This window comes from Streptomyces sp. NPDC042336 (assembly GCF_055581985.1).
The window spans coordinates 163,670-177,671 of record NZ_JBVJEA010000008.1 but is presented as its reverse complement, the minus strand read 5'-3'; the positions used below and the strand labels follow the sequence as shown (position 1 = coordinate 177,671).

Annotated in this window: 16 protein-coding genes; 10 read left to right on the top strand and 6 right to left on the bottom strand. The window is 72.6% G+C overall.

Annotated features, from left to right (window positions below):
* Positions 1–39 precede the first annotated feature (39 nt).
* Positions 40–444, bottom strand: coding sequence for a hypothetical protein (locus ACZ6IM_RS19450; RefSeq protein WP_469557740.1), 405 nt, complete (start codon positions 442–444; stop codon positions 40–42).
* 193 nt (positions 445–637) lie between these two features.
* Here ACZ6IM_RS19450 and ACZ6IM_RS19445 point away from each other — a divergent pair, with 193 nt between their 5' ends.
* On the top strand, positions 638–1,240 hold the full coding sequence (locus ACZ6IM_RS19445) for a uridine kinase (RefSeq protein WP_469557916.1): 603 nt from the start codon (positions 638–640) through the stop codon (positions 1,238–1,240).
* Between the two features lie 264 nt (positions 1,241–1,504).
* On the opposite strand, the gene ACZ6IM_RS19440 is transcribed toward ACZ6IM_RS19445, so the two are convergent.
* Positions 1,505–2,278, bottom strand: coding sequence for a SigE family RNA polymerase sigma factor (locus tag ACZ6IM_RS19440; protein ID WP_469557739.1), 774 nt, complete (start codon positions 2,276–2,278; stop codon positions 1,505–1,507).
* Positions 2,279–2,532: 254 nt separating this feature from the next.
* On the opposite strand from ACZ6IM_RS19440, the gene afsQ1 reads away from it, so the two are divergent.
* The 5 genes from afsQ1 (at position 2,533) to ACZ6IM_RS19415 (ending at position 6,390) form a co-directional block, all read left to right on the top strand.
* Positions 2,533–3,210 (top strand): two-component system response regulator AfsQ1, encoded by a 678-nt coding sequence (afsQ1, locus tag ACZ6IM_RS19435; RefSeq protein ID WP_003974066.1) that lies wholly within the window; start codon positions 2,533–2,535, stop codon positions 3,208–3,210.
* The gene (locus tag ACZ6IM_RS19430; protein ID WP_052839700.1) at positions 3,207–4,817 is read left to right on the top strand and encodes an ATP-binding protein; all 1,611 of its coding nucleotides are present in this window, start codon (positions 3,207–3,209) and stop codon (positions 4,815–4,817) included. Before afsQ1 ends, ACZ6IM_RS19430 begins: the two co-directional genes overlap by 4 nt.
* Positions 4,817–5,428 (top strand): hypothetical protein, encoded by a 612-nt coding sequence (locus ACZ6IM_RS19425; RefSeq protein ID WP_469557736.1) that lies wholly within the window; start codon positions 4,817–4,819, stop codon positions 5,426–5,428. The genes ACZ6IM_RS19430 and ACZ6IM_RS19425 overlap by 1 nt, the downstream gene beginning before the upstream one ends.
* Positions 5,429–5,539: 111 nt before the next feature.
* Positions 5,540–6,091 carry a VanZ family protein gene (locus ACZ6IM_RS19420; protein ID WP_052839702.1) on the top strand — a complete coding sequence of 184 codons (552 nt, stop codon included), beginning with the start codon at positions 5,540–5,542 and terminating at the stop codon, positions 6,089–6,091.
* A gap of 95 nt (positions 6,092–6,186) precedes the next feature.
* The gene (locus tag ACZ6IM_RS19415; protein ID WP_052839703.1) at positions 6,187–6,390 is read left to right on the top strand and encodes a PspC domain-containing protein; all 204 of its coding nucleotides are present in this window, start codon (positions 6,187–6,189) and stop codon (positions 6,388–6,390) included.
* An 86-nt stretch (positions 6,391–6,476) separates the two neighbouring features.
* On the opposite strand, the gene ACZ6IM_RS19410 is transcribed toward ACZ6IM_RS19415, so the two are convergent.
* On the bottom strand, positions 6,477–6,845 hold the full coding sequence (locus ACZ6IM_RS19410) for a hypothetical protein (protein WP_011029937.1): 369 nt from the start codon (positions 6,843–6,845) through the stop codon (positions 6,477–6,479).
* A gap of 140 nt (positions 6,846–6,985) precedes the next feature.
* Positions 6,986–8,176 (bottom strand): adenosine deaminase, encoded by a 1,191-nt coding sequence (locus ACZ6IM_RS19405; RefSeq protein WP_469557734.1) that lies wholly within the window; start codon positions 8,174–8,176, stop codon positions 6,986–6,988.
* A 135-nt stretch (positions 8,177–8,311) separates the two neighbouring features.
* On the opposite strand from ACZ6IM_RS19405, the gene ACZ6IM_RS19400 reads away from it, so the two are divergent.
* Entirely contained in the window at positions 8,312–9,073 is a 762-nt protein-coding gene (locus ACZ6IM_RS19400; protein ID WP_052839705.1) for a dienelactone hydrolase family protein, read from the top strand.
* Positions 9,074–9,211: 138 nt separating this feature from the next.
* On the opposite strand, the gene ACZ6IM_RS19395 is transcribed toward ACZ6IM_RS19400, so the two are convergent.
* A complete protein-coding gene (locus ACZ6IM_RS19395; protein WP_052839706.1) occupies positions 9,212–10,165 on the bottom strand; it encodes a LysR family transcriptional regulator in 954 nt (317 codons plus the stop codon).
* A gap of 63 nt (positions 10,166–10,228) precedes the next feature.
* On the opposite strand from ACZ6IM_RS19395, the gene ACZ6IM_RS19390 reads away from it, so the two are divergent.
* Positions 10,229–11,539, top strand: coding sequence for an MFS transporter (locus tag ACZ6IM_RS19390; RefSeq protein ID WP_469557731.1), 1,311 nt, complete (start codon positions 10,229–10,231; stop codon positions 11,537–11,539).
* 127 nt (positions 11,540–11,666) lie between these two features.
* Positions 11,667–12,671 carry a sigma-70 family RNA polymerase sigma factor gene (locus ACZ6IM_RS19385; RefSeq protein ID WP_052839708.1) on the top strand — a complete coding sequence of 335 codons (1,005 nt, stop codon included), beginning with the start codon at positions 11,667–11,669 and terminating at the stop codon, positions 12,669–12,671.
* On the opposite strand, the gene ACZ6IM_RS19380 is transcribed toward ACZ6IM_RS19385, so the two are convergent.
* A complete protein-coding gene (locus ACZ6IM_RS19380; protein ID WP_469557729.1) occupies positions 12,564–12,950 on the bottom strand; it encodes an STAS domain-containing protein in 387 nt (128 codons plus the stop codon). The genes ACZ6IM_RS19385 and ACZ6IM_RS19380 overlap by 108 nt on opposite strands.
* 131 nt (positions 12,951–13,081) lie before the next feature.
* Here ACZ6IM_RS19380 and ACZ6IM_RS19375 point away from each other — a divergent pair, with 131 nt between their 5' ends.
* Complete coding sequence (locus tag ACZ6IM_RS19375; RefSeq protein ID WP_052839710.1) at positions 13,082–14,002, top strand: AEC family transporter; 921 nt, start codon at positions 13,082–13,084, stop codon at positions 14,000–14,002.

Sequence of the window (14,002 nt, the reverse complement as noted above, 5' to 3'; positions counted from 1 at the left end):
GCCCGTAGGAGGATCGCGGCCCGACGCGCGTGGGTCCGGTCAGCGCAGCAGCTCCGTCACCTGCCCCACCACCGGGACGGCCCCGAGGGAGTGCGCCTGGGCCACCGGCCCGGTCAGGGCGGTGGAGGTCAGCGGCTGGAAGTCGGCGACCTTGGTGCCGACGCCGTTGTCCAGCGGGTCGACGCCGGTGCCGGCCAGCGGGTTGGGCTTGAGGTCGGCGACCGGCCCGGTGACGTAGCCGACGGTGCCGGTCACGGCCGCCAGGCCCGCCTGCGGGTCGATGTTGCCCAGTGACGTGGGGCGGGTGTGCGCCAGGCCGGCGATGGTCTCGCCGCCGTCCGCGGAAGCCGTCGCCGCTCCTGCCGCCAGGGCGGCCCCGGCGGTCGCGAGGGCGACCAGGGCGCGCTGGGTGTGTGGGGTGCGGGGGGACGCGTGTCGGGCCATCGCTGCTGCCACCTCTTGGTGTGGATTGCTACGGACTGCCCTGATAACAGTGCACACCGTGATCAGGTCACCGCACAGCGCACATCCGGATGTGACGCGTGCTGCAAAGTCCGCCCGCGGGGTCGTACGGCGGCCGTTCGATGCCCCAGACTGGTGTCCCGTGAGCTCCCATCCGCCCATACCGACGCGAGTCGTGCTGCTCTGCGGCCCCTCCGGCTCCGGCAAGTCCCTCCTCGCCGCGCACTCCGGCCTCCCGGTGCTGCGCCTCGACGACTTCTACAAGGAGGGCACCGACCCGACGCTGCCGACGGTGCCGCTCAGTTCCGACATCGACTGGGACCATCCGGCGTCGTGGGACGCGGACGCGGCGGTCGCCGCCATAGGGGAGCTGTGCCGCACGGGGCGCACCTACGTCCCCGTCTACGACATCTCGCTGAGCGCCCGCACCGGTGAGGAGACCGTCGACATCGGGCGGACGCCGCTGTTCCTCGCGGAGGGCATCTTCGCCGCGGAACTGGTGGGCCGCTGCCGGGAACTGGGTGTGCTGGCCGACGCGCTGTGCCTGAGCCGGGGCCCGCTGACGACCTTCCGCCGCCGGTTCCTGCGGGACCTGCGCGAGGGCCGCAAGTCCGTGCCGTTCCTGCTGCGCAGGGGCTGGCGGCTGATGCGTCTCGAGCGGTCCGTCATCGCCCGGCAGACGGCCCTGGGCGCCCACGCCTGCGACCGGGACGAGGCGATGGGCCGGCTGGCGGCCGCGGCGGCGGGCCGGTGCGCCACGGTCCGTACGACGGCGTGAACGGGCGGCCGCGTCCGTAGCCGTGGCCGCACACGCGGAAGCGGGACTGGATGGACCCCCCGGCCCTCCAGTCCCGCTCCCTTTCCACCCCCGTGGGTCCCCCGTGGATCCCCCGTGATCCCCGTCCCCCGTGTCCCCCGTTGTTCCCCCGTGGTGCTTCCCCGTGAGTAAGAGCCCGGGTCCGTCCCCCTGATACACCCCGGCTCGAAACTTTTTTCACGGGGCCCCGCCCCTCGGGCCGGCCCACCGGGCCCGCCCGTACCTTCAGGCGACCAGTTCGCCGAAGGCGTCCTGCTGGTCACGGCCGAAGCTGAGGACCTCGTCCTCGCGCAGCCGGCGGAGCGACCGCCAGATGCTGGACTTCACCGTGCCGACACTGATGTCGAGGATGTCAGCGATCTCCGGGTCCGTACGGCCCTCGTAGTAGCGCAGGACCAGCATGGTGCGCTGGAGTTCGGGCAGCCGGGCCAGCGCCTGCCACAGGACCGTACGCAGCTCGGTGCCGCGCATCGCGTCCATGTCGCCGGGCGTCTCGGGCAGTTCCTCGGTCGGGTACTCGTTGAGCTTGCGGCGCCGCCAGGCGCTGATGTGCAGGTTGGTCATGGTGCGGCGGAGGTATCCGCCGACCGCCGCCTTGTCGGTGATCCGGTCCCACGCACGGTAGGTCGAGAACAGCGCGCTCTGCAGCAGGTCCTCGGCCTCGAAGCGGTCGCCGGTGAGGTGGTAGGCGGTGGCGTACAGGGAGGAGCGGCGCTCCTGCACGTAGGCGGTGAACTCCGCCTCCGACAGGGACCGGCGCTCCCCCTGGACCTCCCCGTACGCGCTTCCCCCGTGCGTCTCCCCCCGGTCCCCCGTGTTCCCCGTTTCCCCCGTGTGCGCGTCAACCACCGTCATGTACACGGTGTGCTGACGCCCGGCGCCGCGAGCGCACCCCCGCCCGCTCACGGCACCGGACTTCTCGGAACCGCCCCGGTGTGTGTGCACGTCGTGCAGACGCGTGACCACTGCGCTGGTGTTGGTGCCCTTCAGCGTGTTCATCTCGCGCCCCCCGTCGTGGACTGCCGGTGTCGGATCTTCCGTACTGCGACTTGCGGTACTGCGACTTGCGGTGTTGCTTGTGACGAAAAGCTTGCCCGGGTGACTTCATGGCCGTGTCCGCCGACTGTCACAGAGCTGTCACAGGGGTCCGTCACCGCTGCGACACCCTTCCTTCACAGGGTCCGGCGGCGTCGTGGGACCCCAACCGCACCCACAGGTCGAACACCCACCCCCTCATGGGCCAGAATGAGCGGGTGCCTTCCCTGTTGCTGATCGAGGACGACGACGCCATCCGTACGGCCCTGGAGCTCTCCCTGACCCGCCAGGGCCACCGGGTGGCCACCGCTGCCAGTGGTGAGGACGGTCTGAAGCTGTTGCGCGAGCAGCGGCCCGACCTGATCGTGCTGGACGTGATGCTGCCCGGCATCGACGGTTTCGAGGTGTGCCGCCGCATCCGGCGCACCGACCAGCTGCCGATCATCCTGCTGACCGCGCGCAACGACGACATCGACGTGGTCGTCGGTCTCGAATCGGGCGCCGACGACTACGTCGTCAAACCCGTCCAGGGCCGGGTGCTCGACGCCCGGATCCGGGCCGTGCTGCGGCGCGGGGAACGGGAGTCCACCGACTCGGCGAGCTTCGGCAGCCTGGTCATCGACCGTTCCGCGATGACCGTGACGAAGAACGGCGAGGACCTCCAGCTGACGCCGACCGAGCTGCGCCTGCTCCTCGAACTGAGCCGGCGGCCGGGACAGGCCCTGTCCCGGCAGCAGTTGCTGCGGCTGGTGTGGGAGCACGACTACCTCGGCGACTCCCGGCTGGTGGACGCGTGCGTGCAGCGGCTGCGCGCCAAGGTCGAGGACGTGCCGTCGTCCCCGACCCTGATCCGTACCGTGCGCGGTGTCGGCTACCGGCTGGATCCGCCTCAGTGACCCAGGAACACCAGGGGGGTACCCGCGGCCTGGCCGCGGCTCGCAAGGGATTCTGGTCCGGGCTGCGCTTCACCAGCCTGCGCCTGCGGCTGGTCCTCGTCTTCGGCCTGGTCGCGCTCACCGCCGCCGTGTCCGCGTCCGGCATCGCGTACTGGCTGAACCGGGAGGCGGTGCTGACCCGCACCCAGGACGCCGTGCTGCGCGACTTCGAGCAGGAGATGCAGAACCGGGCGGGCGCGCTGCCCGAGCACCCCACGCAGGACGAGTTGCAGCACACGGCCGGTCAGATGGCCAACAGCAGCCAGCGGTTCGGCGTGCTGCTGGTCGCCGAGGACGCCGACGGCGCGACGGTGTACGGCAGTTCGGGCGGTCTGGGCGGCTTCGCGCTGTCCGACGTGCCCGAGTCGCTGCGCACGGCGGTGAACAAGGAGCAGAAGGTCACCTCGGCCAACAAGCACCCGTACCACCTGTACTGGCAGCGGATCACCGACGACGACACCCCGTACCTGGTGGCCGGCACGAGGGTGATCGGCGGCGGGCCGACCGGTTACATGCTGAAGTCGCTGGAACCGGAGGCCAAGGACCTGAACTCGCTCGCCTGGTCGCTGGGGATCGCCACGGCGCTCGCCCTGCTCGGCTCGGCGCTGCTCGCGCAGGCCCTGGCGACCACCGTGCTGAAGCCCGTGCACCGGCTCGGGGTCGCGGCGCGGCGCCTGGGCGAGGGGAAGCTGGACACCCGGCTGCGCGTGTCCGGCACCGACGAACTGGCCGATCTGTCCCGGACGTTCAACAGCGCCGCCGAGAACCTGGAGAAGCGGGTCGCGGACATGGCGGGCCGGGAGCAGGCCTCCCGGCGCTTCGTCGCGGACATGAGCCATGAGCTGCGCACGCCGCTGACGGCGCTCACCGCGGTGACGGAGGTGCTGGAGGAGGAACTGGAGTTCGCGGGCGAGGGCGAGGGCGGGAGCTTCGACCCGATGGTGGAGCCGGCCGTGCGGCTGGTGGTGAGCGAGACGCGGCGGCTGAACGACCTGGTGGAAAATCTGATGGAGGTCACCCGCTTCGACGCGGGCACCGCCCGGCTGGTCCTGGACGACGTGGACGTCGCCGACCAGATCACCGCCTGCATCGACGCCCGGGCCTGGCTGGACGCCGTCGAGCTGGAGGCCGAGCGCGGCATCCACGCCCGGCTCGACCCGCGCCGCCTGGACGTCATCCTGGCCAACCTGATCGGCAACGCGCTCAAGCACGGCGGATCGCCGGTCCGGGTGTCCGTGTCGCGGGCGGACGACGAGGTCGTCATCCGGGTGCGGGACAACGGCCCCGGCATCCCCGAGGACGTCCTGCCGCACGTCTTCGACCGCTTCTACAAGGCGAGCGCCTCCCGGCCGCGCTCCGAGGGCAGCGGCCTCGGCCTGTCCATCGCCCTGGAGAACGCGCACATCCACGGCGGCGGGATCACCGCCGAGAACGCCCCCCAGGGTGGTGCCGTGTTCACGCTGCGGCTGCCGCAGGACCCGTCCCCGCCCGCCGACGAGGAGGCCGAGGACACGGCGGGGGCCGCGGGCGACGGGAGCAAGGGCAAGGACGCGAAGGGACAGGTCTGATGACCGTACGCCGGCTGCCGGCCCTCTCCGGGCTCCTGGTACTGGCCGCGCTGCTGACCGGGTGCGGCATCCGCGCCACCGAGGTGCCCACGGACTACGGCCCCGCGCCCTCGCGGGTGCGCTGCTCACTCGCCGAGCCGGACGTGTCGACGCGGGCCACGCCCGGTCTGCCGGCGCAGGTGTTCCTGCTGTGCGGTTCGTCGCTGGTGGCCGTGGACCGCACGGTGCGGGTGCCGGACGGCGCCTCGGACTCGGGGCGGCGCGTGCTGGTGGCCCAGGGGCTGCTGGACGAGCTGGCGGCACAGCCGTCGGCCGCGGAGAAGGAGGCCGGGTACACCTCGGACGTGCGCCGCGGGATCACGGTGACGGGACCGCGCTCCGGCGACCCCGAGGACACGCTGCGGCTGAGCACCGATCCCGACGACCTCACCTCCTACGCCCTCGCGCAGGTGGTGTGCACCTTCTCCGACTCCGCCGCGGCCGAGGGCGACGGCTCCGTGATCCTGGCCGGGCCCGCCGACCGGTCCGCCCGCCGCTACTCCTGCACGGACGAGGTCCGCGCCCGGCCCGGCAGCAACGAACCCCCGGCCGACGAGGTCGCGGGCGGCTGACCGGCGACCACCTGCCGGGTGAACGGCCCGGGCGGGGCCATGTGGCGCAAGCCTCACCCTTGCGTGTAAGTGCCCGGAACCGCGCACGGCGGGGGGCGCGTCTTGGGGGACGTGCAGCGTCATGGGTTCCTCGGCGGCAGCGCCGCGCTCCGCATCCGTGCGACAGGAAGTGTTCTCCTGGTCGCGCATCTCGCGTTCGTCGCCTGGTACGCGCTGCGGCCGCTGGACGTCCCCTGGGTACTGCCACCGAACCTGCAGCCGTTCGCCGGGATCCGCGCCGACCTGGCGCTGGGCGGGCGCGAGGCGGCTCGTTCGCTGGGCGGGGCGCTGGTCCTGCTGGCGCCGCTCGGCGTCCTGCTGCCGATGGCCGGCGGGCGGCTGCACGTCTCGCCGCTGGCGTCCCTGCTGCGCACCACGGCCGCGGCCGCGCTGCTGTCGGTGGGGATCGAGCTGCTGCAGACCGGGGTGCCCGGTCAGGTCGTCGACATCGATTCGGTGCTGCTGAACACGGTGGGCGTGGCCCTGGCGCACCTCGCCGTGGTCCCGGCGGGCCGGGCCCGGCTCCGTCGCTGGTACCGGCAGGCCGGGCGGGAGGGTGTCCCTCAGGAGGAGCCCGCTCAGGGTCGGACCCCGACGATTCCCAGGGTCGGTATCGCCCCGTAGAGCGACGCTTTGCGCCGTTCGTCTCCGTAGCGTGGAGGGCAGATGAAGGGGAAGCCGGAAGGCGGCCCCACCCACACGCTCACGAAGGAGCCGCGATGTCCCGCCTCGCCCGCCCCACCCACGGCCGCATGATCGGCGGAGTGTGCGCCGCGCTGGCCCGGCGCTTCGGCACCTCCGCCACCACGATGCGGGTGATCTTCGTGGTCTCCTGCCTGCTGCCGGGCCCGCAGTTCCTGCTCTACCTGGCCCTGTGGATCCTGTTCCCGTCCGAGGAGAAGGCCGCCCGCACGGCCTGGTGAGACCCGTACCCCCTCTGGTACGCCGATGGGGCGCACCCGGTGTCGCCGGGTGCGCCCCATCGGCGCGTGCGGGGTGGGCGGGACGCTCAGCCGCCCAGCGGGAGGCCGTTGACCGGCAGGCCCTGGGTGGGCAGCCCCTTCAGCGGCACTCCGCCGAGCAGCTTGGCGACCGGCTCGGTCGGGCCCTCGGCGAGCTGCTCGGCGACCACCTGCTCGACGACCGGCTGCGCGACGGTCAGCCCGGTGTGGGAGATCTTGCGGCCCTGCTCCAGCACGTTGCCAGCGCCGGGCGCGACCTGGGAGACGGTCTCCGCGGGGAGGGTGCGGGCGACGGAGTCCACCGTCTGCGCGGTGTCGGGGAGCTCGGGGGCCGCGGTGGCCGCGCCCGCGCCGGCGGCGGCGAAGGCGGCACCGAGGGCGGCGACACCGAGGGTCTTGGCAGCAGACTGCTTCATGAGAATGCGTCCTCGTAATGGGGTGACGGGGATGTGAGCGGTCCTTGACCGTAAACACGTCCGGCGCCCGGCGGCAAACATCGAAATGCGGACGGTTGGTGAAAGCCCGTCCGCGATTCCGTATTACCGTCACCCCGCACTCAGCCCTCGGACTCCGAAGAACCGCTGGTAGAAGCCGTCTGCTGGAACAGCCATTCGGACTTCAGCTCCGCATATCCGGGCTTGATGACGTCATTGATCATGGCCAGTCGTTCATCGAAAGGAATGAACGCTGATTTCATCGCATTGACGGAGAACCACTGCATGTCGTCGAGCGTGTAACCGAACGCCTCGACAAGGTGCTCGAATTCCCGGCTCATGCTGGTGTGGGACATCAGCCGGTTGTCGGTGTTGACGGTGGCCCGGAAGTGCAGTCGGCGCAGCAGCCCGATGGGGTGTTCGGCGTAGGAGTCGGCGGCGCCGGTCTGGAGGTTGGAGCTGGGGCACAGCTCCAGCGGGATCCGCTTGTCGCGGACGTAGGAGGCGAGCCGGCCGAGCTTGACCGAGCCGTCCTCGTGGACCTGGATGTCGTCGATGATGCGCACCCCGTGCCCGAGCCGGTCGGCGCCGCACCACTGCAGGGCCTGCCAGATGGACGGCAGCCCGAACGCCTCACCGGCGTGGATCGTGAAGTGGTTGTTCTCGCGCTTCAGGTACTCGAAGGCGTCCAGGTGCCGGGTGGGCGGGTATCCGGCCTCGGCACCGGCGATGTCGAACCCGACGACCCCGAGATCGCGGTACCGGTTGGCGAGTTCGGCGATCTCCAGGGAGCGGGCGGCGTGCCGCATGGCGGTGAGCAGGGCGCCGACCCGGATGCGGTGGCCGTTCTCCCGGGCGCGCCGCTCGCCCTCCCGGAAGCCCTCGTTGACGGCCTCGACGACCTCTTCGAGGGTCAGCCCCTTCTCCAGGTGCTGCTCGGGCGCGTACCGCACCTCGGCGTAGACGACGCCGTCCTCGGCGAGGTCCTGCGCGCACTCGGCGGCGACCCGGACCAGGGCGTTGCGGGTCTGCATGACGCCGACGGTGTGGGAGAACGTCTCCAGGTACCGCTCCAGCGACCCGGAGTCGGCGGCCCGCCGGAACCAGGTGCCGAGCCGGTCGGCGTCGGTTTCGGGGAGGTCCGGGTAGCCGGTCTCGCGGGCGAGTTCGACGACCGTGCCGGGCCGCAGCCCGCCGTCGAGGTGGTCGTGCAGCAGAACCTTCGGCGCCCGGCGGATCCGGTCCGGCGACGGTGTCTTCGAGGCCGTCGCGGTGTTCGCCGCGGCGCTCTTCTCGGTGCTTCGGCTCGTCATTTCCGCACTCTAACTCCTACGCGCGTAGAACGCCGGGTGAATGCCGGGACCCGATGCGGTGTACGGACTCCCCGATATGTAACGGTGACTGCGCGGACGGGTTCCGTACACCCGGACTTCTGAGAATCTTCTGCCATGGCACAGCAAGCGACGCCGGTCCGTCGGGCCCGGCTGGGGCGGACGCTCGGTCCGGAGGGGACGGCGGTGAGCGGTGTGGTGCTGCTGCTCCCCGAGGGCGACGAGGTGTCCGACCGCAGGCCCTCCGCGCTGCTCGCGGCCGCGTCCGTACGCGCGTTGGGGCGCAGGCTGGCACGCGCGGGCCGGGAGGAGGGGCTGGCCGCGCATGTCGTGCACTACCGCTACCGCGGCTGGAACGGCGCCGAGGCGCACCTCGCCCGGGACGCCGAATGGGCCGCCGAGGAGGCCCAACGGCGCTACGGCGACGTGCCCGTCTGCCTGGCCGGCCTCGGCATGGGCGGCCGGGCTGCGCTGCGGGCCGCCGGGCACGAGGCCGTCAACTCGGCGCTGGCGATCGCACCTTGGCTGCCGGAGGACGACGTGGCCGCGCCACCCGAACCGGTGAAGCAGCTCGCCGGACGCCAGGTGCTGATCGTGCACGGCACCAACGACGGGCGCAGCGACCCGGAGTTGTCGTTCCGGCTCGCCTCCCGGGCGAAGAAGGCGAACCGGGCCGTGTGCCGGTTCGAGGTGCACTCCGACGGCCACGGGCTGCGCCAGTACCGGGACGAAGTCGCCGCACTGGCGGAGGACTTCGTGATGGGCGTGCTGTTCGGGCAGTCCTTCTCCCGTCCGGTGGAGGACGCGCTGGCCGCTCCCCCGCCCCTGGGCCTGCGAATGCCGCTGGCGGCCGGGTTCGGGAAGTCGTTGCGGCGCTAGCGCGGGGGACGAGCACCGGGGGTGGCGGCGCCTTTTGGGCCGGCTTCCTCGCCGGGCTCGCCCACACCTGCCGCGGGCGCCCGGGAGTGCGCGCTCGACCCGGCGATCTGCCGCTGTCCGCGGTGTGGGGCGCGCTTCCTATGACGGCAGCAGGCTCCCACGCCGCGACAGCAGGAACTTCTTGAACGCCGCGACGGGCGGGGTGTCCGTGCGGCCCGCCAGCCAGGCCACCCCGATCTCGCGGGCGGCGCGCGGGGCGGTGACCGTCAGTTCGGCCACGCCGGGGCGGGGCACGGCGGGCGGCGGCAGCAGGGCGACGCCGAGTCCGGCCGCGACCAGCCCGCGCAGCGTCTCCGCCTCCTCCCCCTCGAAGGCGACCTTGGGCCGGAATCCGGCCTCCTTGCACAGGGCGTCGGTGATGCGGCGCAGCCCGTAGCCGGGCTCCAGGGTCACGAAGTTCTCGTCGGCGGCCTCGGCGAGGCGGATCCGCCTGCGGCCGGCCAGGGTGTGGTCGGCCGGCACGACCAGGCGCAGCTTCTGCTCGTCGAGGCGGCGGGCGACCAGGTCGGGGGCGTCGGGCACCGGGGAGGTCAGGCACAGGTCCAGCTCTCCGGCGCGCAGCCGCTCCAGCATGGCCTCGCCGTAGTTCTGCACGAGGCTGAAGCGGACCCGGGGGTGATCGGCGCGGAAGGCGTGCAGCAGGCCGGGGACGGTCTCGGCGCCCATGGTGTGCAGGAAGCCGAAGGCGACCTTGCCGGTGGCCGGGTCGGCGTCGGCGCGGACCTCGTCGGCGGCACGCTCGACCTCGGCGAGGGCGCGTTCCACGGAGCCGAGGAAGGTGCGCCCCGCGACGGTCAGCGCGAGGGTGCGGCCGCGGCGCACGAAGAGGTCGACGCCGAGGTCCTGTTCCAGGCGGACGAGGGCGCGGGAGAGGGTCGACTGGGGGACGTTCATCTCCTGGGCGGCCCGGGTGACGTGCTCGGTGCGGGCCACGCCGGCGAAGTGCGCGAGGCGGGGCGCGAGCAGCGCGACGATGTCTTCCGTGTCACCGGACGGTGACAGGCGGGGCCGTGAGCTTTGCTGATGCACCATGGGAACGATTATGGCCATTCCATGCATTGGACGGATGAGTAAGGGGCTTCGTACCTTCGTGGCATGACTCCCGCCGATACCGGGGCGTCCACGGCCGTGGACGCCGCTTCCGCCGTCTCCGCCGTTTCCGCCGTCCCCGACACCTCCGACTCGCGCATGGCCCCGGGCGGCCCCGGCTACCGCCGGATGAGCTTCGCGCTGTTCCTGGCGGGCGTGGCCACCTTCGCGCTGCTGTACTCCACCCAGGCCCTGCTGCCGCTGATCTCGGACGACCTGGGTGTCACGGCGAGCGACGCGAGCTGGACGGTGGCCGCCGCGACCGGTGGCCTCGCGGTGTTCGTGCTGCCGATGAGCGCGCTGTCGGAGCGGTTCGGACGGCGTACGGTCATGACGGCCTCGCTGGCGGTCGCGGTGGGTGTCGGGGTGCTGGTGCCCTTCGCTCCGTCGCTGCCCGCGCTGGTCGCGCTGCGGGCGGTGCAGGGCGCGGCGCTGGCCGGGCTGCCGGCCTCGGCGACGGCGTACCTCGCGGAGGAGGTGCGGCCGCGGGTGCTGGTCACGGCGATCGGCCTGTTCGTGGCGGGCAACAGCGTGGGCGGGATGAGCGGCCGGGTCATCACCGGCTGGGTCGCCCAGGAGTGGGGCTGGCGGGTCGCCGTCGGGGTCATCGGCCTCGTCGCGGTGGCCTGCGCGGTGGCCTTCCGGCTGCTGCTGCCGGCGCCGAGGCACTTCACGCCGGGCTCGCTGCGCCCGCGCGTGCTGGTCCGCACGGTCCGCGACCACCTCGCCAACCCGCTGCTGCGCCGCCTGTACGCGATCGGCGCGCTGTTCATGACCGTGTTCGGCGGCGTCTACACGGTGATCGGCTACCGGCTGACGGAGGCGCCGTTCTCGCTGCCGCAGGGCCTGATCGGCTCGATCTTCCTGGTCTATCTGGTCGGTACGGTCTCGGCCTCGACGGCGGGCCGTCTGGTGGGCCGCCTCGGCCGCCGCGGGGCGCTCTACCTGGGAGCGGGTACGACGGCGGCGGGCCTGCTGCTGTCCCTGGCGCCGTCGCTGCCGCTGGTCCTGCTGGGTCTGGTGCTGATCACGGCGGGCTTCTTCGCCGGGCACGCGGTGGCCTCCTCGGCGGTCGGCAAGACCGCCCAGCACGGTCGCGCGCAGGCCTCGGCGCTCTACCAGTCCGCCTACTACGTGGGCTCCAGCGCGGGCAGCACCCTCGGCGCGGTGGCCTTCCACTCCGGCGGCTGGGCCGGGACGGTAGGAGTGGGGGTGCTCGCGGTGCTGGGCGTCGTGGTGATCACGGTCTCCGGTTCGCTGGCCGCCCGCCGGCAGGCCGGCGAAGCGCCCCTGAAGGCGCTGAGCCTGTCCCGCTGAGCTTGCGCACCCCTGGCTGACCTGCGCTTTCTTTGACTGCACAGGCCATTGTCAGTCCCCTGCGGTAGCTTCCGAAGTGCGAGGCGCGAAGACGCGCACGACGGGACGCCACAGGGGTGGGTGGACGATGACCAACGGCACCGTGACCACGGAGCTGGACTCCGCGCTGGAGAAGCACCGGCCCGAGCTGACGGGGTACTGCTACCGGATGCTCGGTTCCTCCTTCGAGGCCGAGGACGCGGTGCAGGACACGCTGGTCCGCGCCTGGCGGAGCTACGACAAGTTCGAGGGCCGCTCCAGCCTGCGCTCGTGGCTGTACCGGATCGCGACCAACGTCTGCCTGGACATGCTGACCGCGGGCAACAAGCGGGCGCGTCCGATGGACCTGACGGAGGCGACGCCGCTCGCCCAGGCCGCCCTGTCCCCGCGCCCGGACCACACCTGGCTGGAGCCGATGCCCGACGCCCGTGTGCTGCCGCAGACCGCCGATCCGGCCGAGGCCGCGGTCGCCAAGGAGTCCGTGCGGCTCGCCTTCATGGCCGCCCTCCAGCAGCTGCCGCCCAAGCAGCGGGCGGTGCTGATCCTGCGCGAGGTGCTGGCGTGGAAGGCGAGCGAGGTCGCCGAGCTGCTCGGCACCTCGGTCGCCTCGGTCAACAGCGCCCTGCAGCGCGCCCGCGCGACGCTCGCCGAGCGGGCGGACCGGGGGTCCGACGCCGCGGTGTCGGACCCGCTGGACGAGGAGCAGCAGAAGCTCCTGGAGCGCTATGTCGCGGCCTTCGAGGGCTACGACATGACGGCGCTGACGGCGCTCCTGCACGAGGACGCGGTGATGACGATGCCGCCGTTCGACCTGTGGCTGGCCGGTCCTGCGGACATCACCGGTTTCATGACGACGCTCGGCGCCGCGTGCGCCGGTTCCCGGCTGCTGCGGGTGGAGGCCAACGGGCTGCCGGCCTTCGCGCACTACAAGCCGGACCCGGAGGCGGGCGGCTTCGCCCCGTGGGCGGTCCAGGTGCTGGAGATCTCAGACGGCCGCATCACCGGGTTCCACTGCTTCCTCGACACCAAGCGGTGGTTCCCGCTGTTCGACCTGCCGCTCCGTCTCGAAGCGGAGCCCGACGAGGTCCAGTAGGGCGTGCAGGGCCGGATCGGGGTCGCGCAGCCGTATCCGGCCTCCGGCCCGCCGGGCGGTGAGTTGCAGCCGGGCCAGCAGGTCGACGACGGCGAGCCCCGGCGGTCCGAGGCCGCCGACGTCGCAGACGACCACCCCGGCCCGGGTGCTCTCCAGCAGCGCGCGCACCTCGTCGCAGAACCGGGGCGTCTCCCCTCGGGAGACGGGCCCCGGCAGCACGAGTACGGCGGGTGTCACGGCGTCCACGTGCGGTAGACCCGGCGGACCGGCGGAACTCATCGGTGCCGGGGCCGTCGGGGATCACATTGACCTGCGCGTGCCCTCCAACAGAGGGTTCGCTGTATGCCACACATACCCCGCTCCGCCGCCACGCCGCCCGGCACCCGCCACTCCGTCCGGGAGGGGGCGCCGTGCAGGGGGTGCTGACCGGGTTCGCGGTCATCGCGGTGGTGATCGGGGTCGGCTACGTGCTCGGCCTGCGCGGCCACCTCGGGCCTCAGGGCCGCGAGGTGCTGACCAAGCTCGCCTTCCACGTGGCCTCCCCCGCCCTGCTGTTCACCACGCTCGCGACGGCCGACCTGTCGGTGGTCTTCTCCGCCCGCCTCCTGGTGACGGCGCTGTCCACGGTGGCGGTGGCCGGTGTGTTCGTGGCGGTCGGCGTCGTACGCGGCTGGGGCGTGGGCCGTACGACGATCGGCGCGCTCTGCTCGGGCTACGTCAACTCGGGCAACCTCGGCATCCCGATCGCCGTGTACGTCCTGGGCGACGCCTCGCTGGTGGCGCCGGTGCTGCTGTTCCAGCTGGTGCTGGTGACACCGGTGGCGGTGACGATCCTGGACCTGTCACGCGGGGGCGCCGAGGGCACGCTGTGGCGACGGCTGCTGACGCCGCTGCGCAATCCGATCGCGCTGGGTTCGCTCGCCGGGGTCGCGGTCGCGGCGACCGGCCTGCGGGTCCCGGACGCGGTGATGGACCCGGTGACGCTGATCGGCAACATGTCGGTCCCGGCGGTGCTGCTGGCCTTCGGCATCGGCCTGTGCGGCTCCACGATGCCGCTGCGGGGCGTGGAACGGCGCCCGGTGCTGCTGGCGGTCGCGCTCAAGGCGGTGGGCCAGCCGGCGGTGGCCTGGGCGCTGGCGTCGGGCGTCTTCGGCCTGCGGGGCCCCCAACTCCTCGACGTGGTGGTGACGTCGGCGCTGCCCGCCGCGCAGAACCTGTACACGTACGCGTCCACCTACGGTGTGGGCGAGCGCCTGGCCCGGGACGCGATCCTGGTCTCGACGGTGGTGTCCGTACCGGTGCTGGTGGGGGTGGCGGCGGTTTTGGGGTGA